24 protein-coding genes are annotated in these 22,189 nt (G+C 69.2%); 4 read left to right on the forward strand and 20 right to left on the reverse strand.

The window, feature by feature from the left end; genetic code table 11:
* Positions 1 to 23 precede the first annotated feature (23 nt).
* On the reverse strand, positions 24 to 875 hold the full coding sequence (locus CGU35_RS15850; protein WP_374935782.1) for a ribokinase: 852 nt from the start codon (positions 873 to 875) through the stop codon (positions 24 to 26).
* Positions 876 to 962: 87 nt separating this feature from the next.
* On the opposite strand from CGU35_RS15850, the gene CGU35_RS15855 reads away from it, so the two are divergent.
* Entirely contained in the window at positions 963 to 1,967 is a 1,005-nt protein-coding gene (locus CGU35_RS15855) for a nucleoside hydrolase (protein WP_232711356.1), read from the forward strand.
* 27 nt (positions 1,968 to 1,994) lie between these two features.
* Here the strand turns inward: CGU35_RS15855 and CGU35_RS15860 are convergent, their stop codons facing one another.
* Together CGU35_RS15860 and CGU35_RS15865 are read right to left on the reverse strand one after the other, a co-directional pair.
* On the reverse strand, positions 1,995 to 2,873 hold the full coding sequence (locus CGU35_RS15860) for an EamA family transporter (protein WP_232711357.1): 879 nt from the start codon (positions 2,871 to 2,873) through the stop codon (positions 1,995 to 1,997).
* On the reverse strand, positions 2,870 to 4,132 hold the full coding sequence (locus CGU35_RS15865; protein ID WP_100812458.1) for a serine hydrolase domain-containing protein: 1,263 nt from the start codon (positions 4,130 to 4,132) through the stop codon (positions 2,870 to 2,872). Before CGU35_RS15865 ends, CGU35_RS15860 begins: the two co-directional genes overlap by 4 nt.
* Positions 4,133 to 4,213: 81 nt before the next feature.
* On the opposite strand from CGU35_RS15865, the gene CGU35_RS15870 reads away from it, so the two are divergent.
* Positions 4,214 to 4,522: a DUF2470 domain-containing protein gene (locus CGU35_RS15870; protein WP_100812819.1), complete on the forward strand. Its 309-nt coding sequence runs from the start codon at positions 4,214 to 4,216 to the stop codon at positions 4,520 to 4,522.
* Between the two features lie 43 nt (positions 4,523 to 4,565).
* Positions 4,566 to 5,222 carry a biliverdin-producing heme oxygenase gene (locus tag CGU35_RS15875; RefSeq protein ID WP_100812459.1) on the forward strand — a complete coding sequence of 219 codons (657 nt, stop codon included), beginning with the start codon at positions 4,566 to 4,568 and terminating at the stop codon, positions 5,220 to 5,222.
* A 120-nt stretch (positions 5,223 to 5,342) separates the two neighbouring features.
* Here the strand turns inward: CGU35_RS15875 and CGU35_RS15880 are convergent, their stop codons facing one another.
* Entirely contained in the window at positions 5,343 to 6,713 is a 1,371-nt protein-coding gene (locus CGU35_RS15880) for an ATP-dependent DNA helicase (protein ID WP_100812460.1), read from the reverse strand.
* A gap of 79 nt (positions 6,714 to 6,792) precedes the next feature.
* On the opposite strand from CGU35_RS15880, the gene CGU35_RS15885 reads away from it, so the two are divergent.
* A complete protein-coding gene (locus tag CGU35_RS15885; RefSeq protein ID WP_232711358.1) occupies positions 6,793 to 7,950 on the forward strand; it encodes a hypothetical protein in 1,158 nt (385 codons plus the stop codon).
* Here CGU35_RS15885 and CGU35_RS15890 read toward each other — a convergent pair.
* The 16 genes from CGU35_RS15890 to CGU35_RS15965 all read right to left on the reverse strand — a co-directional run bounded on the left by CGU35_RS15890 (position 7,919) and on the right by CGU35_RS15965 (position 22,185).
* On the reverse strand, positions 7,919 to 9,934 hold the full coding sequence (locus CGU35_RS15890; RefSeq protein ID WP_100812461.1) for a cytochrome c oxidase assembly protein: 2,016 nt from the start codon (positions 9,932 to 9,934) through the stop codon (positions 7,919 to 7,921). The genes CGU35_RS15885 and CGU35_RS15890 overlap by 32 nt on opposite strands.
* A 108-nt stretch (positions 9,935 to 10,042) precedes the next feature.
* Entirely contained in the window at positions 10,043 to 10,330 is a 288-nt protein-coding gene (locus CGU35_RS15895) for an HU family DNA-binding protein (RefSeq protein ID WP_036301126.1), read from the reverse strand.
* 298 nt (positions 10,331 to 10,628) lie between these two features.
* Positions 10,629 to 10,934 (reverse strand): 30S ribosomal protein S14, encoded by a 306-nt coding sequence (gene rpsN, locus CGU35_RS15900; RefSeq protein WP_100812462.1) that lies wholly within the window; start codon positions 10,932 to 10,934, stop codon positions 10,629 to 10,631.
* Positions 10,935 to 10,936: 2 nt separating this feature from the next.
* Positions 10,937 to 11,107 (reverse strand): 50S ribosomal protein L33, encoded by a 171-nt coding sequence (gene rpmG, locus CGU35_RS15905; protein WP_029145259.1) that lies wholly within the window; start codon positions 11,105 to 11,107, stop codon positions 10,937 to 10,939.
* Entirely contained in the window at positions 11,107 to 11,343 is a 237-nt protein-coding gene (rpmB, locus tag CGU35_RS15910) for a 50S ribosomal protein L28 (protein ID WP_036301133.1), read from the reverse strand. The genes rpmG and rpmB overlap by 1 nt, the downstream gene beginning before the upstream one ends.
* 165 nt (positions 11,344 to 11,508) lie before the next feature.
* A complete protein-coding gene (locus CGU35_RS15915) occupies positions 11,509 to 12,183 on the reverse strand; it encodes a DNA-3-methyladenine glycosylase (RefSeq protein WP_100812821.1) in 675 nt (224 codons plus the stop codon).
* On the reverse strand, positions 12,180 to 13,631 hold the full coding sequence (locus CGU35_RS15920) for a hypothetical protein (RefSeq protein ID WP_157814033.1): 1,452 nt from the start codon (positions 13,629 to 13,631) through the stop codon (positions 12,180 to 12,182). Before CGU35_RS15920 ends, CGU35_RS15915 begins: the two co-directional genes overlap by 4 nt.
* Positions 13,621 to 14,418: a TIGR03943 family putative permease subunit gene (locus CGU35_RS15925; protein WP_100812464.1), complete on the reverse strand. Its 798-nt coding sequence runs from the start codon at positions 14,416 to 14,418 to the stop codon at positions 13,621 to 13,623. Before CGU35_RS15925 ends, CGU35_RS15920 begins: the two co-directional genes overlap by 11 nt.
* A gap of 4 nt (positions 14,419 to 14,422) precedes the next feature.
* Positions 14,423 to 15,361, reverse strand: a complete 939-nt coding sequence (locus CGU35_RS15930; protein WP_374935788.1) for a permease — start codon at positions 15,359 to 15,361, stop codon at positions 14,423 to 14,425.
* A 103-nt stretch (positions 15,362 to 15,464) separates the two neighbouring features.
* Positions 15,465 to 15,878 carry a Fur family transcriptional regulator gene (locus tag CGU35_RS15935; RefSeq protein ID WP_100812465.1) on the reverse strand — a complete coding sequence of 138 codons (414 nt, stop codon included), beginning with the start codon at positions 15,876 to 15,878 and terminating at the stop codon, positions 15,465 to 15,467.
* A gap of 9 nt (positions 15,879 to 15,887) precedes the next feature.
* On the reverse strand, positions 15,888 to 16,778 hold the full coding sequence (locus tag CGU35_RS15940) for a metal ABC transporter permease (RefSeq protein WP_100812466.1): 891 nt from the start codon (positions 16,776 to 16,778) through the stop codon (positions 15,888 to 15,890).
* Positions 16,775 to 17,602: a metal ABC transporter ATP-binding protein gene (locus CGU35_RS15945; protein WP_100812467.1), complete on the reverse strand. Its 828-nt coding sequence runs from the start codon at positions 17,600 to 17,602 to the stop codon at positions 16,775 to 16,777. Before CGU35_RS15945 ends, CGU35_RS15940 begins: the two co-directional genes overlap by 4 nt.
* Complete coding sequence (locus CGU35_RS15950) at positions 17,599 to 18,606, reverse strand: metal ABC transporter solute-binding protein, Zn/Mn family (protein ID WP_442923081.1); 1,008 nt, start codon at positions 18,604 to 18,606, stop codon at positions 17,599 to 17,601. Before CGU35_RS15950 ends, CGU35_RS15945 begins: the two co-directional genes overlap by 4 nt.
* Positions 18,607 to 18,714: 108 nt before the next feature.
* Positions 18,715 to 20,046 (reverse strand): dihydrolipoamide acetyltransferase family protein, encoded by a 1,332-nt coding sequence (locus tag CGU35_RS15955; protein ID WP_100812468.1) that lies wholly within the window; start codon positions 20,044 to 20,046, stop codon positions 18,715 to 18,717.
* A gap of 28 nt (positions 20,047 to 20,074) precedes the next feature.
* Positions 20,075 to 21,058: an alpha-ketoacid dehydrogenase subunit beta gene (locus tag CGU35_RS15960; RefSeq protein WP_100812469.1), complete on the reverse strand. Its 984-nt coding sequence runs from the start codon at positions 21,056 to 21,058 to the stop codon at positions 20,075 to 20,077.
* Positions 21,055 to 22,185 (reverse strand): thiamine pyrophosphate-dependent dehydrogenase E1 component subunit alpha, encoded by a 1,131-nt coding sequence (locus CGU35_RS15965; protein ID WP_100812470.1) that lies wholly within the window; start codon positions 22,183 to 22,185, stop codon positions 21,055 to 21,057. The genes CGU35_RS15960 and CGU35_RS15965 overlap by 4 nt, the downstream gene beginning before the upstream one ends.
* Positions 22,186 to 22,189 lie beyond the last annotated feature (4 nt).

Raw genomic sequence — 22,189 nt, forward strand, 5'->3', positions numbered from 1 at the left:
GGGCGGCGGGCTCGGCGTGCCGGTCAGGCGGGCGCGGAAGCGTACTCCGCGAGAGGCCGCAGCGGCGGACGAGCGGACGGATGCCTCACCGCGTCGGCCCCGACCGCACACGCGGCCGTCAGCGCAACCTCGTCATCCCACCCGGCGTGCAGCGCCAGCGTGAGGGCCGCGCAGAACGCGTCCCCCGCGCCGACGGAGCTGACGACGTCGACGCGCGGTGAAGGAACCCGCGCCGCCTCGACCCCGTCGCGCCGCAGCGCGGCGCCATCCGCGCCATACGTGACCGCGACCGTGCGGGCCGCGGCGAGCTGCGGCAGCAGCGCGTACTCGGACTCGTTCACGATGATGAGGTCGGCCCGCTCCACGACCGCATCGGGCAGGGGTGTCGCGGGGGCCGCGTTGACCGCGAAGAAACCGGGCACCGATACGGCGAGCGCCGACACGATCTCGAGCGGGATCTCGAGCTGCACCAGCACCGCCTCGCCGGGCTCGAACGAGACCCCCAGCAGCGAAACGTCCGCGTTCGCACCCTGGCAGACCGCTATCTGATTCTCGCCGTGCGCATCGACCGTGATGAGCGCGGTGCCGGTCGGTTCGTCCCCGAGCCAGACACCACTGACGTCGACGCCCGAGTCGGCGAGCCCCTCGAGCATCCAGCGTCCGTCGCTGTCATCGCCGACGCATCCGATCATGCGGACCCTCGCGCCCAGCCGGGCGGCCGCCGCGGCCTGATTCGCGCCCTTGCCTCCGGGCTCGCGGGTGAGCGTGCCGCCGAGCACGGTTTCGCCCGGACCGGGCAGGCGCGGCACACTCGCGGTCAGGTCGACATTCATGCTGCCGACGACGACAAGGGGCGGAAGTGGGGGCAGAGCCATACCCGCCATTCCATCACCCCGCGCGGCTCGCATCGCCCGTTCCCCGGCCGCGTTTTGCTGACGCCTCCCTCCGCGGGGTATAACGCAGTGAGCCCTCGGCACCGCAAGGAGATCATCATCGCCGCAACCCCGCGCCCGCTATACCTGGACTGCGACCCGGGCGTCGATGACGCCGTCGCCCTGGGATACCTGCTCGCCTCCCCCGCGGTCAGGCTCGTGGGGATCGGCACCGTGAGCGGCAACCTGGCCTCGGCCCCGGCCGCCCGCAACACGCTCGACCTGCTCGATCTCGCGGGCCGGCCGGATGTGCCCGTCGCGATCGGCGCCCACGACCACCTGAGCCACGGCTTCGGCGGCGGCGCCCCGCACGTGCACGGCGACAACGGAATCGGGGATGTCGAGCTGCCGCGCAGCGCCCGCGAGCCGCGCGAGGGACACGCCGTCGACCTACTGCTCGAACTGTCGCACGAGTATGCGGGCGATCTCGAGATCGTCGCGATCGGCCCCCTCACGAACCTCGCGCTGGCCCTGCGGGCCGACCCGACCCTGACCGAACGCATCCGATCCGTGACGATCATGGGTGGCGCGGGGGTCGCGGCGGGCAACATCACCGCTGTCGCCGAGGCCAACATCGCCAATGACCCCGAGGCTGCGGCCGCGGTGCTGGCCGCGGACTGGGACCTCACCCTGGTCCCGCTCGACGTGACGATGGAGCACACCCTCGAAGAGGCCGACCGCGAAGCCCTGCTGGCAGCCAGTGCACCGCTTCCACGGGCACTCGGCCACATCCTCGACCACTACTTCGACTTCTACGAGCCCACCTACGGGCGACGGATGTGCGCCCTGCACGACCCGCTCGCTGCCGCCCTCGCGGTGGGTGATGTGACGGCGACGCGCGCACCGCTCGTGCCGATCACGGTCGACACGAGCGACGGTCCGGGGCGCGGACAGACGATCGCCGACCTGCGCAATCAGCGCCTGGGCGACCTGCACCATCACGGTCACCGCACGCGTTTCGTGCGCGAGATCGACCGGCCGCTGGGACCGCATCTGGTCGAGGTCCTGACGGGCATGGCGACTCCCCCGGCCTGACCGCCGCGCCGGACCCGCACACGCACCTCACCCGACCGGCTGCGCCGCCGCACCCGCCGCGCGACCGCTCGCACGCACCGCGCCGATGCTCGCCACGATCACGAGCGCGATACCCGTCAGCTCGACGAGCGTCAGGAACTGCCCGAGCAGGATCCACCCGGCGAGCGTCGCGGTGGCCGGTGCCAGACTCATCAGAACGGCGAACCCGGATGCCGGCAACCTTCGCAATGCGGTCAGCTCGAGCGCATACGGAATCGCCGACGACAGCACCGCGACAGCGGCGCCGAGGCCCAGGGTCACCGGGTTCAGCAGCGCGGCACCGGCATCCGCGATTCCGAGCGGAAGTGCGACGGCCGCGCCGATGGCCATCGCGATCGCCAGCCCGTCGAGTTGCGAGAACTCTCGTCCGACCCGCGCAGACGAGAGGATGTACGCCGCCCAGCACGCGGCCGCGGCGAGCGCGAACAGCACTCCCACCAGATCGAGGTCGTCCCATCCGCCACCCGCCAGCAGCACGACGCCCGCGAACGCCAGCACGGCCCAGAGCCAGGCGGACAGACGACGCGCCACGATGACCGACAGGGTCAGCGGACCGAGCACCTCGATCGTCACGGTGACCCCGAGCGGGAGCCGCTCGAGCGCCAGGTAGAAGAACCCGTTCATCAGCGCGAGCACCAGCCCGAACACCACGACGGCTCGCCAGGCACCAGCGCTGCGTCCGCGGACGGTCGGCCGCGCGATCACCCACAAGAGCAGGGCCGAGAACACCAGTCGCAGCATCACCATGCCGAGTGGGCCCGTCGCCGGGAACAACAACACGGCGAGCGAAGCGCCGACCTCTTGGCAGACCAGCCCGCCGATGACGAGCGCCACGGCCCCGGAGCGGCCGGGGGGCGCTGGGGTCACCGGCAGATGTTCGTCTGGTTGATCGCGTCGTGGTACTGCTGCGCGGTCCACGGCAACCCGAACTCGGGTGCCGTCGCGCCGGAAGCGGCCGGGGCCTTCGATGCGATCGCGGCGAGCTCGAACGCGAGGTCACCGATCACCTGTGCGGAGGCGGTCGAATTGTTCAGCACGACGACGACGGTCATTCCCGTCGCGGGATCCGCGAACGCCGCCGTCAGGTAACCGGGCATCCCGCCGTACTGGCCGATCAGCGAACCCGCCTGGAGTGCTCCGCCCGTCGCGGTGAACCACGCCGGCGCACCCGCGAAGACGGGCAGCGGCGCAGACCAGCGACCCTCGCCCGACTTCGGGGCGAGGGCTCCGACGGCCGTGGCCTGCACGTAGCGCCCGAGGTCGGTCACGGTCGAAACGACACCCGAATCCGTGAAGCCCACGGATGCCGAGACGGTCGACACATCCACCGGGGCGTCACACGCGAGCGATCCGTCGGCGTTCGACAGGATGCGATACCCGCGCAGGGGGTCGGTTCCGGGCAGCGCCGGGCGGACGCCCGGGAGCGTGGTGTCGTCGAGAGCGAGGGGCCGGAAGACGTAGCGGTCGAACAGCGCGGCGGCCGTCTCACCCGACGCGCGCTCCAGCGCAAGACCGAGCAGCACGTACCCGGAATCCGACTCGCGGTACTCGGTGCCGACCGCGGAACGCGGCTGACCGATGCCGAACGAGGCGATCTCGAGCGGATGCCACACCCGCTGCGGATTCGTGATCCACGACTCGCCGACGATGGGTTGGTACGCGCCGATACCGCCCGTGCCGTTGCACAGGTCCAGCAGGGTCACGGCCTCGAGGGACGGCACTCCCTGTACGTGGTCGACGATCGAATCGTCGAGTTCGACCAGCCCGTCATCGACCATGCCGTAGAGCACGTCGCACGTCATCATGCGGGTCACGTCGCCGGCGCGGAAGGTCATGTCGGACGTCAGCGCGGATCCCGTCGCATCCGTCCCGATCGCCGAAACCCAGCTGCCGCTCCACGGTGACCACACACCGGCGATGGCACCGGTGGACGCGGTCGCCGCCATCGCGCTGCGCACGGCTTCGTCGAGCTGGGTCGTCACATCGTCCGGAAGCGCGGCCTCCGCCTGTGTCGGCAGCTCGACGTCCCGCGGCCCGTCGGCGGCACATCCCGCGGCGACCAGCGTCACGGCCAACAGTGCGGCTGCCGCTCCGAGCGCACGTCGGCGCATCGATCGTGCGGCCATGCTCACCTCCGGCGTCGTCTTCAGAAGTTTATGGGTTCGATGTCACGGTTCCATCACGCCCGGCCGTCCTAAGCTGTGCAGATGCCGCATGCTTTCGACGCCGACACCGTTACGGCGGTGCTCCGCCACATGAACAGCGACCACACGGACGACAACCTGCTGATCGCCCGTGCGTTCGGTCACCCGTCCGCGGTCGGGTCGGTCATGATCGGGTTCGACGGAGACGGTGCCGACTGGGACGTGACGGATGCCGCGGGCACCTCTTCCCCCTTGCGTGTGCCCTGGCCGGGCGCTCCGATCAGCGAACGGTCCGAGGTGCGCCGCGAGGTCGTCGCCCTGTACGACGCGGCCTGCGCCGAGCTCGGAGTCGATCCCCGCCCGCACGCCTGAAAATCACTTAGGGCATCCTAAGTCGGACCGCTATGCTGTCTGCATGTCGAACGTCATCCCGTTCTCAACCCTGCTCCGTCAGCGCTCGAGCGGAGCCCACTCGGCGAGCGAGGGCGAGGGCTTCATGTCCGGCCTGCTCAAGGGCGAGGGCACGCGAGATGACTACGTCTCGCTCGTCACCCAGCACTACTTCATCTACCGGGCTCTCGAGGCCGCCGCGGATCGGATGTCGACGGACCCGGTGGCGGCACCCTTCATCACCGACCGGCTGACGCGCCTGCCCGCCCTCGAGGCCGATCTGGAGTTTCTGATCGGACCCGACTGGGCCGACAGCATCCGCCCCCTCCCCACGACCGAGCGATACGTGGCGCGTATCGAGGAGGTCGGATCGACCTGGCCCGGCGGCTTCATCGCGCACCACTACACCCGCTACCTCGGCGACCTCTCGGGCGGCCTCTTCATCGGGCGCGTCATGCAGCGGCGCTTCGGCTTCGAGACCAACGGCGTCGGCTTCTATGTCTTCGACGACATCGCGGACCCGCGGGCCTTCAAAGACGTCTACCGCGAGCAGCTGGATGCCGTGCCGTGGGACGACGACGAACGCGAGCGGGTCGTCGACGAGGTGCTGCGGGCATATCAGTTCAACACCGAACTGTTCCAGGACCTCGAGCGTGCGCGCACCGAGGCATCCGTCGCCTGAGGCATCCGTCGCCTGAGGCATCCGTCGCCTGAGGCATCCGTCGCCTGAGGAAGCCGTCGCCTGAGGAAGCCATCGCCTGAGGAAGCCGTCGCCTGAGGAAGCCCCGGATCGAGGGATACCTCAGCGTCGAACCGACCGCATGAAGCGCTCGACGTCGGGATCGACGCGGATGTCGCTCGGCCGGAGCGGCCGCGACAGATAGAGCCCCTCGAGCGACGTCAGCCGACTGAGCGCGACATAGGTCTGTCCCGGGGCGAACGCACCCTGGCCCAGGTCGATCACGGCCCGGTCGTACGTCTTGCCCTGCGACTTGTGGATCGTGACGGCCCAAGCCAGGCGCAGGGGGAACTGGTGGAACTCGGCGACGATCTCGCGTGAGATGCGCTTGGTCAGCGGCGAGTAGCTGTAGCGGTACTTCTCCCACACCGCGGGTTCGACGTCGTGCTCGCGGCCGTCGACGTCGACCCGCACCGTTCCGCCCGTGATCCGCGTCACCGTGCCGATCGTGCCGTTCACCCAGCGAGGAGCCTCGCCGAACGACGCGGTGTCGTTGCGCAGGAACATGACCTGCGCACCCACCTTGATCTGCAGTTCGACGTCGGCCGGGTACGCGCCCTCGCCCCGACCGAAATCGCCGGCGATCTCGGCCATCGCGGTCTGGGACCGGCCGGGCAGCGCCTCGAGGTGCTTGCGATTGATGGCCGCCACGCGATCGTTCCGCGTCGCGAGCGTGATCGTGGGGGCTTCGGATGCCTCGGGCGCCGGCGGCGTGCGTGCGCCCACGTCGTTGAGCACACCCGCGATATCTGCCGTCACGCGCCCGTAGCGCACCGCATTCAGCATCGCCTTGAACGCGGCGTCGGACTGGCGGTGGATGTCGACGAGCTCGTGCACGCCCAGTTCTGCGCCGTAGCGACCGAGGTCGCCGAATCCCGCGAGCGCCGTCCCCGCCCCTGCCCCGGCATCCGCGCCGGCCCAGACGTGAGCGTCGAAGAACCAGAACGAGCGGTAGTGGTCGCGGATGTAGGCGAGCTCATCACCCCGGGGCGGCACGGGGGCGAGCTGGTACGGGTCGCCGAACATCACGACCTGCACGCCCCCGAATGGCTCGGCGCGCCGGGCGCGGGCCTGCCGCAGCGAGCGGTCGATCCCATCCATGACATCCGCGTTGACCATCGAGATCTCGTCGATCACGAGGGTGTCGATCGCGCCCAGGATCTTGCGCGTGGCCTCGGGCTGGTCGAGATCCTGATCGGCGATCAACCCGATCGGAAGCCGGAAAAGCGAGTGGATCGTCTGGCCCTCGACGTTCAGCGCCGCAACCCCGGTGGGGGCACAGACGGCGATCTGCTTCGCCGTGTTCGCCGCGAAGTGCTGCAGCAGGGTGGATTTCCCGGTGCCCGCCCTGCCGGTGACGAAGACGTGGTCGTTCGTGTCCTCGATGCGCCGAAACAGCGCCTCCTGTTCCGAGGACAGGGGCGGCGTGGTCACTGCATCATGCTATTCCGACCGCGGCGCTCCCCCGCCCGCCCCGACCGGAGTCGGTGAGACCGCCGCATAAACTGGCCAGGTGGACCAGGGGGCGGTGATCAACGGGACGGTGAACAACGCGGCGGTGGACAACGCGGCGGCGGACAACGCAGCGGGGGCCAAGCGCAACGAGCGACGCGCCTCCCGCGCGGCCCGCTCGCCCAGACGGTCCCGGCTCTCCACCGATCTCACGATCCTCGCGATCGTCGGCGTCCTGCTGGTCGCGGCTTTCGTCGCCGGTTGGGCCAGCCTGTACCAACAGTTCTGGGGACCCAGCGCCTTCGTCGAGCGGTACGTCTCCATGCTCGCCACGGGGCGCGCCGCCGATGCGCTCGCGGTACCGGGGGTCGCCGTCGATTCGACGGACCTGGCCGATGCGGGCCTTCCCGAAAGTGCTTCGGACGCCCTGCTGCGCCGCGACGCGCTCAGCGCCCTCACCGATGTCCGCACCCTCGGCGAACGCCCGGTCGATGGCGGCATCGAGGTGACGATCGGTTTCCGTGCGGGCGGCAACGATGGCTCCTCGACCTTCACGGTCGAGCAAGACGGGTGGACGGGCATCCTTCCGTCATGGCGCTTCGCCGAGAGCCCGCTCGCGGTGATCGACGTCACCGTCCGCGGGTCGATGGCGTTCGACGTCAACGGCTTCAGGCTCGACAAGAGGCAGGTGTCGCCCCTCGGGGTCGACGCTCCCCCGTTGGATCCCGTGGCGCTTCTGGTCTTCTCGCCCGGCCTGTACCGCGTGGCGGTCGACACCGCGATCGCCGAGACGCCCGGCGCCGACGTGCTCGCCGACGCGCCGCTCGCGCGCGTACCGCTCGATCTGCAGGCCGAGCCGACCGAAGAGTTCGTCGCCGTCGTGCAAGAACGCGTGGATTCGTTCCTCGACGACTGCGCGACGCAGCAGGTGCTGCAACCCACCGCGTGCCCCTTCGGCTTCGTCGTCCAGAACCGCATCGCGAACCTGCCGACCTGGTCGATCGCGAGCTACCCCGTCGTCACGCTCGTACCGGACGGTGCGGGCTGGGCCGTCCCGCCGGTCGAGGCCGTCGCCCACATCAGCGTCGACATCCGCTCGCTTTTCGATGGCTCGGTGCGGACGGTCGAAGAGGACGTGGCGTTCGGTCTGGACGCCGAGATCACGGTCCTGCCCGATGGCTCGGCGTCTATCCTCGTGGGGTCACCCGAGGCCGAGTAGCCCCCTCGCGAGCCTCCGCCCGAGCATCCTGGTCGGCAAGCACGGAGAGCCGGGCGTTGTACGCATCGAGTTCGTCGTCCCCGACCCGGTCGACGTGGCGGTCCCGTCGGCGCTGCGCGCGGTCGTCGTTGCGGCTCCACTGGATCGCGACGGCGATGGCGAGGATCAGCGTGGGGATCTCTCCGACCGACCAGGCCACGCCTCCCCCGATGTACTGATCCTCGAGGGGCGTCGGACCCCAGGTCCGACCCATCGAGCCGAACCAGTCGGCGACCATCAGCCCGGACTGCATCATGATCGAGATGCCGAAGAACGCGTGCATCGCCATGATGCCGATCAGGAGGATCAGCCGGAACGCGTACGGCAATCGATACGGCACCGGATCGATGCCGATCAGCGACTGCACGAACAGGTAGCCGGTGATGACGAAGTGGGCGATCATCCACAGGTGCCCCAGGTGGTCGTTCAGTGCCCACCGGAAGATGTCGGTGTAGTAGAACACCCAGAGCGAGCCGATGAACAGGGCCGCCGCAACCAGCGGGTTCGTGAGCACTCGGGCAACGGGCGTGTGCACCGCCCAGAGGATCCACTCGCGTCCACCGCGGGTGCCGTCATCCCTCTTGCGGATCGCGCGGGCCGCGAGCGTGACCGGAGCACCCGGCACGAGCAGCAGCGGGATCGCCATGGTCAGCAGCATGTGCCCGACCATGTGGATGCTGAAGAGGTAGTTCTCGTACGCCGCCACGGGTCCACAGGCGACCCAGAACAGCAGCAGGATGCCCGCGCACCAGCTGACCGTGCGGTAGATCGGCCACGCGTCACCGCGGCGGTGCAGGCGGATGACGCCCGCGAGATAGAAGAACAGCGCGAAACCGCAGACCAGCAGCCACAGCAGATCGATGTCCCAGACGGTGAACCACTGAGTGAGTCCGAGCTCGGGCGGCAGCGGTGAACCGGTCAGCGTCTCGGCCGGGGTGGGGTCGGAGATCGGGATGTCTCCGATCGGCGGCGCCGTGCGCGCGAGCGCTGCCGCGGCGCCGCTCGCGATCCCCATGAATGCCAGCTCCAGAGCGATCAGACCCCAGAAGGTGCCCGCGGCGGCGGTCTCGCCCATCCGAGCGATGAGTCGGCGCCGGTACAGGGCGCCGAGCAGGCCGATGGCCAGCAATGCCGCGACCTTCACGATGATGATCACGCCGTAGGCCGAGAGCAGGGCATCCCAGGATCCGAGGCCGAGGGCGGCGCGCGCGTAGCCCGACAGCGCCACGACGACGAAGGCGACGAGCGCGATGGTCGAGTAGCGCGGCAGCACGTGGGCCATCCGCTGGGGAGTCGACGATGCCCGCAACACGACGAGCAGCACCAGTCCTCCGAGCCAGACGGCGGCGCCGACGATGTGCAGTGCCAACGTGGTGACCGCGGCCGTGTGGTTGGCGGCCGCACCGTCGTGGCTCGTCGTCGCCATCGGCACGAGCGCCGCGAGACCCAGGAGTCCGACCAGCAGGCTCGAGGTCCACGAGCGCACCGCGAACGCGAGCACCGTCATCACGGCACCGGCGAGCGTCGTGATGAGCCAGGCGCGGCCGACGTCCAGGTCGAGCAGGAATCGGCCGAGCTGTTGACCGAAGACGGCATCCGCGCTCGGCGTCGCGTTGAAGGCGTTCAAGAACGTGAGGTAGCCCGTGGCACCGGCCGAGATCGTGAAGACAGCGGCGCCGACCGAGGCGAGGTCGAGGGCGGTATCGAACTCGGTGTCGCCGGCGCGCAGCGCGAAGAGGGCGAGCACGAGGGATCCGGCCATCGCGGCCGCGCCGAGGTTGACGCCGAGATTCGCTATCGGAAGACCCCAGCGCACCACGGGGCCCGGGTCCCCCACGAGGAGTGGCGCGGCCCCGCCGCCGTACGCGAGCGCCAGGATGGCAGCGGCCAGGGCGGTGACCACGAGAATCACGGGCCCGGCTACGCGCAGTGTTCGGGGGCTCACCCGTCCAGCCTAGGCGGACGATGCGGGCCCCCGGTCGTCGGGCACGAGCGCGCAAAGCAGAGGGAGGATGCCGCCGCGGCGACATCCTCCCTCTCGTGAAACCTCTGACTACTTCGCTGCAGCCTTGAGCTTCGAGCCCGCGGTGACCTTGACGCGCTTGCCAGCGGCGATCTTGATCTCGGCACCCGTCTGCGGGTTGCGGCCCGTGCGAGCGGCCGTGTCGACCTGCTCGAACGCGAGCCAGCCCGGGATCGAGACCTTCGTGCCCTTGGCAACGGCCTCGGCGACGGTCGTGAACAGACCGTCGACCACGCGCGAAACGGTGGCCTGGCTCTCACCGGTGGCGCTGGCGATGCTCGCGACGAGCTCGGTCTTGGTGATGGACTTGTCAGCCATGGGGTTACCCTCCAGCGGCGGCCGAAGCGCCGCCTCATGTAAACGTGACCGGACCGTTCAGCCCGGCTGGTCGATCGACCGCGTCGAATCTACCCCGCGAATCGCCGTTCACCCCGGATTTCCGCGAGTTTCCGGGGGTTTCTGACCAACTTCGACGCTTTTGCGGTGCTCGTGTGACGAATGTGACCCGTGTTGCACCCCTCCCGCCGCTTCCTGCGGTCCGCTCCCGCGACCGTGCGGGCACGCGAAAGGGCGGGGATCCCGGAGAATCCCCGCCCTTTCGGAACGAATGCTGTGGTTACCAGCTCGACTTGGTCACGCCGGGCAGTTCGCCACGGTGGGCCATGTCGCGGAAACGCACACGCGAGATGCCGAACTTCGTCAGCACACCACGGGGGCGGCCGTCGATGACGTCGCGCGAACGCACGCGCACGGGCGATGCGTTGCGGGGCAGCTTCTGCAGACCCAGGCGGGCCTCTTCGCGCTGCTCGTCGGTCGAGGTCGGGTCGACCAGGGCCTTCTTCAGCTCGGCGCGACGGGCGGCGTAGCGCTCGACGATGACCTTGCGCTGCTCGTTGCGAGCAATCTTGCTCTTCTTCGCCATGTTTAGCGCTCCTCGCGGAATTCGACGTGCTTGCGCACAACGGGGTCGTACTTCTTCAGCACGATGCGGTCGGGGTTGTTGCGGCGGTTCTTGCGCGTCACGTAGGTGTACCCCGTGCCGGCGGTCGAACGCAGCTTGATGATCGGACGTACGTCCTGAGCCTTCTTCGCCATCAGAGCTTCACACCCTTCGCGATGAGGTCCTTGACGACGGACTCAATGCCCCGCGCGTCGATGACCTTGATGCCCTTGGCCGAAACGTTGAGCTTGATGTTGCGGCCCAGCGACGGAACGAAGTACGTCTTCTTCTGCACGTTCGGGTCGAAGCGACGCTTCGTCCGGCGGTGCGAGTGGCTGATCGAGTGACCGAAGCCGGGAACGGCTCCTGTCACCTGGCACACTGCTGCCATGGTGATTTCTCCTTCAATACCGTGAGACCGGACGGTCCCACCCAAGATCCCTTGTCTGCGCCCACACCCGATCGGAGCCGTTTCCGGCTCGAGGAGGATGAATGGGCACGAACTGCGCACGGGAAAGCGCGCAGACAAACATTCATCCTAGCATGCGCTGGTTCGCTACCCCTCGACGGCCGCACGACCGGGGCGGAAGACCGAAACGGTCGGGTCGCCGGTGATCCAGAACCGCCACGGAAATGCGCTCGTCCCCGCGATCCCCGCGACTCCGACGCGCGGACCTGTCGAGAAGGCGCGCACGGGCTCGCGTGCGAGATCGAGGCGAGCGAACGCTCCGGCGAGCTCGGGTGGCCAGGGCGCCGCGTCCACGATCGCGTCGATGCCGTCATGACGCGGATGCCGAAGGCCCAGCGCCTGGCCGAGACGCCCGGGTCCGCGCGCCAGGTCCCGGGGCACCCGGGCCGCCGGGCGGCGCAGGGCCGCGACATCCGCACCCTCGATGACCTCGCCCGCGCGCAACAGCAGCCCACCGGCCACGCCCGCGGGGCCGGTCACGACGTTGACGCAGGAGTGGATGCCGTGGCTGAGGTAGACGTACAGGTGGCCCGGTTCGCCCCACATCGTGGCGTTCCGCGCGGTCTGTCCCATGCGGGCGTGCGAGCCGGGGTCGATCACGTCTCCGGTCCCGAGACCGTGGTACGCCTCGATCTCGGTGATGCGCACCGCGACCCGGTTTCCGTCGACCACGGTCGTGAGGCGCGCGCCGAGCAGCCGCGGCGCCACGTCGAGAGCCGTGCGGAGCAGGTCGTCCCGTGTCGCCGGGCGGTGGTGCGTCACCCGATCGTCACCGCGCACCACGAGATGTCCGTTCCCCCGATGACCGTCACGGCCTCGCCGGTTCGGGCGTCGACGATGTGGGTCTCGAGGCGCGTCGGCAGGGGGCGGGCGTAGGTGTCGTAGGGATTGTCCACGAGATCCGGCGAGACGATGACGGCGATGTGGCTCCCGCTCGGCGAGGCGCACGTCTGCATGACGGCGTCGCCCCCGTCGGGGAGTTCGAAGACGGACTCGAATGCGCCGGCCGCATCGACGAGGCCCACCGTCTGCGATTCGGGGTAGCCGTCCTCGCCCATCTGCGTGAAGGTGCGCAGGGTCCGGCCCTGCGCCGTCGGGACGACGGGACCGGGGATCCCGAGCGTCTCGAGCTCGGCGGGCTGGGTGAGCGGGGTTTCGCTGAGGTCGGTCAGATCGATCAGCACGGTGCCGTCGGACTTCTCGGCGATCACCCGCCCGCTGCCCCGCTCGATGCCCGACAGTCCCAGGGCACCGCCGAGAAGCACGGGTTCGGCATCCGGGCGGACCGTGTCGACCAGACGCAGCTGGCCGTCGAACGTCAGCACGACGAGCGACGACGTCTGCGGCACGAACAAGAAGTCGACGACCCGCGGATCCGCCCCGACCTCGATCCTCTCGGGTTCGGCGGTGGGATCCCCCAGCCGCGACACGTACAGAGCGGACTCGATGCCGGACTCCGCCGAGATATCGAGGTCGGTGTAGGTGTAGCCCACGAGGCCGTCGTGATCCGCCATCTGCAGCCCCGCGATCGTCCCCGCGCCGGGCACCGTCAGGGATTTCGGATCGGACCCATCGAGGGCCATCCCCGTCAGTGATGCCGCGCCCGAGCCATCCGTCGTCTCGACGACGAGCCCGTCCCGTGAGGCGCGGTAGTCCTCGATCTGCGGGTGCGTGAAGACGGGCACCGCCTGATCGCCGGTGAGATTCGTGAGGAAGACCGCGTCGTCCTCGTCGTCGCGACGCTGCAGGACATAGATGGGCGGTGTGCCGGTCGTGAAGGCGTGCGAGATGGTTGCGGTCGGGCCGCCGGACGCACTCTCGACGTCCGCGACCGAGACCGTGTATTCGGTGTCCGCGTCGAGCGGATAGGTGAACTGGACGGCGACGGTGCGACCGGATGCCTCGACCGTGAACGGTGCGGCGGGAACGACCGTGACCTGCGCCGGGTCGATGGCCGCGAGCGGCTGGTTGGTCGTGAACACGATCCTCTGCCCCGCCGCCTCCGCCACCGAGAGCGTGTCGACCGCGACCGTGCTGGTGCGGGGTCCCTGCGTGAGGCTGTAGACGGCTCCGGCCGCGCCGGCCACGACGAGTGCGGCGATGACGATCACGAGCGCCCTCGTGAAAGACGAACGGGCGCGGCGGCGCCGCGCGGCGCCCCGCGTCTGCTCACGCGACGCACGCGTGGACCGGGCTGAGTCAGTACTCATACGGGTCCCCGGGCTCGTCGATCGGCGTCACGCTGGAGGGCTGGAGCACGAGCGCTCCCCCGTCGTCGCGGACGAATTCGCCCTCGACCTGGACCCACTGGCCGGGTGACAGGTTCTCGCCGCCCGCGAGTTCGGCGACGGGGACGTTCGCGGCCTGGGCGTCGATGACGCAGTGCACGATCACCAGGCGGGTCAGGGCGAAGCCCTTGCCGTCGCCGTCGGGCCCCACGAATCCCGTCAGCGTCGCTTTCTCGCCGACGAACCGCGCGGGGTCGGTGGTGGTCGAGAGCAACGAGGCCCACTCGGCGATGCCGAAGGTCGAGGTGTCGTCGGAGGTCGCGAGCGCGAGCGTCGCCGACGTCGAGAGGACGGGCGGTGCCCCACTCGATCGAGCGAGTGCCAGTTCGGCGGAGAGGGATGCCGGGGGCAGCACGACCGCGAGCACCACGAGTCCCGATGCGAGCACGGCGCCGATGCCGGTCGTGATCAGCGCGACGGGCCTCCGCCGCGGCTCGAGCCACTCCCCCGAGCCCTCGGTCCGCGAACTCGTCGACGGGACCACCGGGACCTCATGTTCGTGTTCGTGTTCGTGCTCGCCATCGCGCGAGATCGGCACGGTGCACGACCACACGGCGCCCACCACGCAGACGATCGCCATCGACACGGCCCACCACGCGGCATCGGGGTTGATGTAGAGGCCGATCTGCCCCGTCGCCCACAGACCGATCGTCACGACGGCGAGGGCCGTCGCCAGGCCGACGCCCAACCAGCGCGTGCCGAGTGCCATTCCGTTACGCAAGGAGATTCACCCCCACCGCGATGACGAAGGCGGCCGAGATGACGACGGCGACGATGCCGACGAGGGTGCGCGTCGTGAAGGTCGTGCGCATCAGCGCGAGCATCTTGATGTCGACGAGCGGACCGACCAGCAGGAACGCGACGATCGACCCCGGGGTGAACGTCGAGGCGAACGACAGGGCGAAGAAGGCATCGACGTTCGAGCAGATCGCGACGGTCAGGCCGAGCGCGATCATCGCGAAGATCGACAGCACAGGGTTGGATCCGATCGCGACGAGCACATCGCGGGGCACGAGGACCTGCACGGCTCCCGCGATGGCCGATCCGAGCACGAGGGCCGGCATGACGGCGCGGAGCTCACGCACGAACAGCTCCAGGCTGCGGCGCGTACGCGAGCCGTCGAGGTGCTCGTCGTGCGCGCACTCGGCACGGAACCGCGCGGTGAGCAGCGCCTGCGGGTCGGGGTGGCGACTGTAGATCCAGCCGATCAGGTTCGCGATCGCGTAGCCGCCGAGCAGTCGCGCGACGAGGATTCCGCCATCCCATCCGAACGCCTGATGGGTCGTCAGGATCACGATCGGATTGACGATCGGCGCCGCGATGAGGAAGGTCAGGGTCTCGGGAACCGAGAAGCCGCGGATCAGCAGCCCGCGGGCCAGGGGAACATTCCCGCATTCGCATACGGGCAGCAGCATGCCGAGCAGAGACAGCACGGCGCGACGAGCCCACGCGCGGCGGGGCATCCATCGTTCGATCAATCCCGGCGGCACCCACACCTGCACGAGGACCGAGAGCAGCACGCCCAGGATGATGAAGGGCATCGACTCGATCAGGACCGAGAGCGCGAGCGTGAACCCGTCTTGCGCACGGCTCGGCAGGCGGCTCGGGAACAGCTGCGGCGCCCAGGCGTCGATCGCGAACAGCGCGGCGATCGCGACGACGCCGATCGCGGCTCCGATCAGCGCGGCGCGACCCTGCCGACGACCCGGCTGGCGACCCGAGGCCGGGACGCCGGCGACACGACCCCGCAACTCGCTACTGCGCGTCACGCTCGCTCGCACGCGCGGCCGTGCACGCCGCGCACAGCCCGAAGATGTCGACGACGTGCGCCGCCTCGGTGAATCCGTTCTGCGCCGCCATCCGGTGCGCCCACTCTTCGACGTCGCTCGCCTCGATCTCGACCGTCAGGCCGCAGGAACGGCAGATCAGGTGGTGGTGATGGCCCCTCGACTGGCAAGCCCGGTAGAGGCTCTCGCCCTCGGGGCTCTGCAGGCTGTCGGCATCCCCCTCGGCCGCAAGGTCCGCGAGCGCGCGGTAGACCGTCGCGAGGCCGATCCCCGTGCCCTCATCGCGGAGCAGCGCGTGGAGAGACTGCGCGCTGACGAAACCTCGCGATTCGTCGAGGGCGTCGCGCACGCGGTCGCGCTGCCAGGTGTTGCGCTTGGCCATGCGAGAAGTCTAGGCGTGTACCGGCTTGGAGGTTCCCGAACGCGACGTTCGGGGAATCCGCTCGCGGCGGCGCCCGATCAAGCGGCAGACCACGTAGATCACGAAAGAGATCGTCGTGATGTACGGGCTGACGGGAAGAGTCCCGGCGATCGCGAGCAGGATGCCTCCGACCGCCGAGACGAATCCGAAGGTCGCCGCCAGAACCGGAACCGCGACAGGGCCCGATGCCACGCGCATCGCGGCGGCGGCGGGCGTGACGAGGAGCGCCATCACGAGTAGTGCCCCGATGATGTGCACGCTGACCGCGACGATCAGGCCGAGCAGCAGCATGAACAGCAGCGACACGGCGGTCGTCGGCACTCCGCGCGCGGCCGCCGACTGCGGATCGAGGGAGTCGAAGCGCAGCGGGCGCCAGATCAGCACGATCCCGGCGAGAACCACGAGGCTGATGCCGATGAGCCAGCCGAGCTGGCTCGACTGCACCGAGACGATCTGGCCCGTCAGCAGGCTGAAACGATTCGCACTGCGACCGGTGTACAGCGAGAGGAACAGGATGCCCAGGCCCAGGCCGAACGGCATCAGCACCCCGATGATCGAGTTGCGATCACGGGCGCGCGCCCCCAGCCAGCCGATCAATCCCGCGGCGGCGATCGACCCGACGATCGACCCCGTGACGACATCCGCCCCGATGAGAAGGGCCGCCGCCGCGCCCGCGAAGGAGAGTTCACTGATGCCATGCACGGCGAACGCCATGTCGCGCTGCATGACGAAAACGCCGACGAGTCCCCCGACCAGCCCGAGCACGGCGCCCGCGATGACCGAGTTCGACACCAGCGCGAGGATGTCGCCGTAGTCCGCGAGTCCCCCGAACATCGCGTCCCAGATGTCGGCCCAGTTCACGACGTCCCCCCGGGGTGCGGGTGGTCGGCGTGGTGGTGATGGGTCTCGTCGGCATCCGGGGCGCCGACGACCACGAGCCGGTCCCCCGCGCGCAGCACGTAGACCTCGGTTCCGTACAGGTCCGACAACACGCGCGAGTCGAGGACCTCTTCGGGGGTGCCGAGCATGAAGCGCCCGCCCGCCAGGTACAGGATGCGGTCGACGCGGCTGAGCACGGGGTTGATGTCGTGGGTCACGAACAGCACGGCGGCGCCGGTCTCGCGCCGATGCCGATCGATCAGCGCGGTCACGGCCTGCTGATTGGCCAGATCGAGGCTCGTGAGGGGTTCGTCGCAGAGCAGCAGGCGCGGGTCGTCGGCGAGAGCCTGCCCCGCCCGCAGCCGCTGCTGTTCCCCGCCGGACAACTCCCCCACGGGCCGGTCGGCGAACGCCGTCGCGCCGACGGCTTCGATGAGTCGATCGACGCGTGCGCGGTCGGCCCGGCGAGGAATCGGAAGACCGAAGCGATGTCCGTTGACTCCCAGGGTGACGAGGTCCCGTCCCCGCAGCGACGCGTCACGGTCCAACGGGCGCTGCTGGGGGATGTAGCCGATGCGCCGGTTTCCGCGCCGTTGCACCTTCTCACCCAGCGCCGTGATCGACCCGTCGCTCAGACGATCGAGGCCCAGGATCGCGCGCAGCAACGTGGTCTTGCCGGATCCGCTCGGCCCGAGCACGGCGATGAACTCCCCCGCCTGAACCGTCAGATCCAGTCCCGACCACAGCTCTCGATCTCCACGGCGAAGCGCCGCGTTCTCGATGTGGAGCGGAGGCTCGACACTCACCCCGCGAGCGCGCCCGAGAGGGCTTCGATGTTCTGCTGCATCCACGAGATGTAAGTCTGGCCCTCCGGAAGCGTTTCCGAGAACTCCAGGACCGGAATCCCCTTCGCCGTGGCCGCGTCGATCACCTGGGTGGTCTCGGCCCCCCCGGTCTGCGCATTCGCGATCAGGATGCGCACCGAGCCCGATTCGATCAGGTTGAGTGACTCGAGCAAGGTCGCGGGCGGGACGTCCTGGCCCTCTTCGACGGCCTCGCTGAAGGCCTCGGGCGTGAGGTTGTCGAGGCCAGCGGCCGTCGTCAGGTACACCGGGACGGGCTCGGTGACGAAGACACCGGCTCCGGCATCGGATGCCTCGATCTGGGCGAGCGAAGCCTCCAACCCTTCGATCTGCGCGACGAAGTCGGCGGCGTTGGCCTCGAACGTCGCGCTGTTCCCGGGGTCGAGCTCGCTCAGCTCGCCGGCGATCGCCTCGGCGACGTGCTCGATCGTGTGCGGGTCGTACCAGACGTGTTCGTTGAAACCCTCGATGTGGTCGTGACCGGCATGCTCGTCGGCGGCATGATCGTCTTCGGCGTGGGCCGACTCTTCCGCGTGGTCGTGATCGTCGCCCTCGTCCGAGTGGCCTTCGTTTTCCGGCCAGTCGTGGGAATACTCCGCCGCGGTGATGACGTGAGCTGACGACTTGCTCGCCTCGACGAGCGAGTCCACGAACGAGTCGTACCCCCCGCCGTTCTCGATGATCAGGTCGGCTCGCGAGACCGCGAGCTGGTCTTGGGCGGTCGCCTCGAACGAGTGCGGGTCCTGGCTCGCGGAGGTGATGATCGAGGTGACGTCGATGGCATCTCCCCCGATCTGTTCGGCGATCTGGCCGTAGACGTCCGTCGAAGCGACGACCTGCACCTTGCCGTCGCCCGATGGCTCGGTCGTACCCGTACCCGCGCAACCCGCGAGAGCGAGCGCAGCGACGGCGGAGAGAGCGATCATCGGCAGAAGACGGCGGTTCAGGTTCACCCCGTCAGCCTATCCCTGATGATTATCATTATCAAATTCGATAGGCGTGATGTCACCGATCTCTCGTCGCGCACCTCCGGCGGTCCGGGGAGCGCGGGGGAGTCAGTCGAGCAGCAGCGCGGGCTCTTCGAGAACCGAGGCGATGTCGGCGATGAAACGTGAAACACCGTCGCCGTCGACGACGCGATGGTCGAACGATCCCGAGACCGTCGTCACCCAGCGCGGGCGGACCTCGCCGTCGACGACCCACGGCTTCTGACGGATCGCGCCGAGCGCGACGATGCCGACCTCACCGGGATTGATGATCGGAGTACCGGCATCGACGCCGAAGACGCCGATGTTGGTGATCGTGACCGTCCCGCCACGCTGATCCTCGGGAGTCGTCTTGCCCTCCCGCGCCGTCATGGTGAGCTTCTCGAGCGCACGCGCGAGCTCACGCGTGTTGAGCTCCTGCGCGTCCTTGATGTTCGGGACCAGCAGACCCCGCGGGGTCGCCGCCGCGATGCCGAGGTTGACGTAGTGGCGCACCCGAATCTGCGCACCCTCATCGGTGTCGACCCATGCCGCATTGACCATGGGAGTGCGGCGCACCGCCCAGATCACCGCGCGCGCCATGATCAGCAACGGCGAGACCTTGACGTCGGCGAAGTCGGGCGAGGTCTTCAGGCGCTTGACGAGCTCCATGGTGCGGGACGCGTCCACATCGACCCACACGGATACATGCGGTGCGGTGTATGCGCTGCTCGTCATCGCCGTGGCCGTAGCCTTGCGGACGCCGCGGACGGGGATGGACTCCTCGCGCGAGCCCGTCGAACCGCTGGGGGCGGGCGAACTCGCGTCCGGGGTCGGCGCATCCGGAACCGGGATCGTCTCTTCGCGCACGGCACCCCAATCGGGGGTCTCGATATTGCGGAAGACGCTCGCCTGCGAGGCGTGGCGGACGACGTCCTCGCGCGTGACCTCGCCGGCATCACCCGTGGCGGCGACATCGCCGAGATTCACACCCAGGTCGCGGGCGAGCTTGCGGATCGGCGGCTTCGCCACGACGCCGACCGATGCGGCGACCGGACGCTCGGCGGTCTTGCGACGGCGCGAGGTGACCGCCCCGCCGGTCCCGTACCCGACGAGCACGGCGCCGCCGGTTGCCTCGCCGACCTCGGTGGGGGCGGTGCTGGGCGGGGGAGCGTCGGCTCCCGCCTCACCGATGGTGATGATCGGGGCTCCCACGTTGACCGTTTCGCCCTCACTCGCGAGCAACTCGCTCACGGTGCCCGCGAACGGCGAGGGGAGTTCGACGAGCGACTTGGCGGTCTCGATCTCGACGAGGACGTCGTTGACGCTCACCTCGTCGCCCGGCGCTACCCGCCACGTCACGATCTCGGCCTCGGTCAAACCCTCGCCGACATCGGGGAGGAGAAACGTCTGCGTGCTCATGCGGGGTCCTTTCCGCGGGAACCAGGGCTCAGTATGCCAGGGCCCGGTCGACGGCCTCGAGGACGCGGTCGGCGTCGGGGAGGTATGTGCCCTCGAGCTTCGCCGGGGGGAACGGCGCGTCGAAGCCCGACACGCGCAGAACCGGCGCCTCGAGGGAGTAGAAGGCGCGCTCGGTGACCGTCGCGGCGATCTCGCTGCCGAGGCTGGTGAAGCCCGGGGCCTCTTGCGCGTAGACCATGCGGCCGGTCGATCGCACCGAGTCGAGGATCGGGGCGTAGTCGACGGGCGACAGCGAGCGCAGGTCGATGACCTCGCAGCTGACGCCCTCCGCCTCGGCGAGCACGGCGGCCTGCAGCAGGGTCGTGACCATGGCGCCGTGACCGACGAGTGTGACATCCGTGCCGCGGCGCACGAGGCGACTCTTGTGCAGACCGATCGGGGGAGAGCTCAGGTCGACCTCGCCCTTCTGCCAGTACTTGCTCTTCGGCTCGAGGAAGATCACCGGATCGTCGGAGAAGATCGCGTCCTGGATCATCCAGTACGCGTCGTTCGGTGTGGACGGGCTGACCACACGCAGGCCGGCGGTGTGCGTGAAGTACGCCTCGGGGCTCTCCTGGTGGTGCTCGATCGCGCCGATGTGTCCGCCATACGGAATGCGGATCACGACGGGCATGCTCAGCGCGCCCTGCATGCGGTTCGTGATCTTCGCGAGCTGCGAGGTGATCTGATCGAAGGCCGGGTAGACGAACCCGTCGAACTGGATCTCGCACACCGGGCGGAATCCGCCCATCGCCAGACCGATGGCGGTGCCGACGATTCCCGACTCGGCGAGCGGGGTGTCGATCACGCGGTTCGGGCCGAACTCGGCGTGCAGGCCCTCGGTGATGCGGAAGACACCCCCGAGCGGACCGATGTCCTCGCCCATCATGAGCACGCGGTCGCTACGTTCCATCGCCTTGCGCAGTCCCGCGTTGAGGGCCTTGCTGAGCGGCATGGTCTGGGGCGCGTTCATGCGTCACCCTCTTCGAACGAGGCCTCGTACTGCTTGACCCAGGCGAGTTGCTCCTCCATGAGGGGATGCGGCTCGGTGTATACGTGCTGGAACATGGACTCCACCGTCGGGAGCGGAAGGTTCGGAGTACGCAATCGGGTGTCCTCCGCGAGTGCGTGAGCCTGCTCGTCGACCTCGGCGAAGAAGACGTCGGATGCACCGCGGCCCTCGAGATATGCCCGCATGCGCATAATAGGATCGCGGCCCGCCCAGGTGGATTCTTCGTCGCCCGTGCGGTACTTCGTCGGATCGTCGCTGGTCGTGTGCGCACCCATCCGGTAGGTCATCGCCTCGATGGCTCGCGGCCCCAGGCCCGCGCGCGCTTCATCGAGCGCAGCCCTCGTGACGGCGTAGCTGGCGAGCACGTCATTGCCATCGATCTGGATGCTCGGCATGCCGTACCCGCGCCCGCGATTGACGAGCGGCGTGCGGGACTGCGTGGCAACGGGCACCGAGATCGCCCACCGGTTGTTCTGCAAGAAGAAGACCTCGGGTGTCGCGTAACTCGCGGCGAAGACCATCGCCTCGTGCACATCGCCCTGGCTCGATGCCCCGTCGCCGTAGTAGACGATCACGGCCTGGTCGCGTTCGGGATCACCCGAGCCGCTCAGCCCGTCCAGACCGAAGCCCATCGCCACACCCGTCGCGTGCAGCGTCTGCGAACCCAACACCAGCGTGTAGATGTTCGTGTTGCCGTTGCGGGGATCCTTGGGGTTCCACCCGCCGTGCGAGTGGCCGCGCATGACGCTGATGATGTCGACCAGGTCGACGCCGCGGATCATGCAGACGGCGTGCTCGCGATACGAGGGGAACACGTGATCCTGCGCGCGCGTGGCGCGAGCGGACCCGACCTGTGCCGCCTCCTGACCGAAGCTCGGCGGCCAGAGCGCGAGCTGGCCCTGGCGCTGCAGGTTGGTCGCTTCACGATCGAACGCGCGGATGACCACCATGTCGCGGTAGAAGCCCTGCAGCTCTTCCTCGGTGAGGGCGTCGATCAGGGCGAGGTAGGGCTCTGCCGACTCGGTCGGGGCGAACGTTCCGTCTGCGGCGAGTACGCGCACGACGTCGGGTGCTTCGAGCGGATCCACCTGC

The organism is Microbacterium sp. BR1, from assembly GCF_002812725.1.
In the GTDB taxonomy this organism is placed as follows: Bacteria; Actinomycetota; Actinomycetes; order Actinomycetales; family Microbacteriaceae; genus Microbacterium.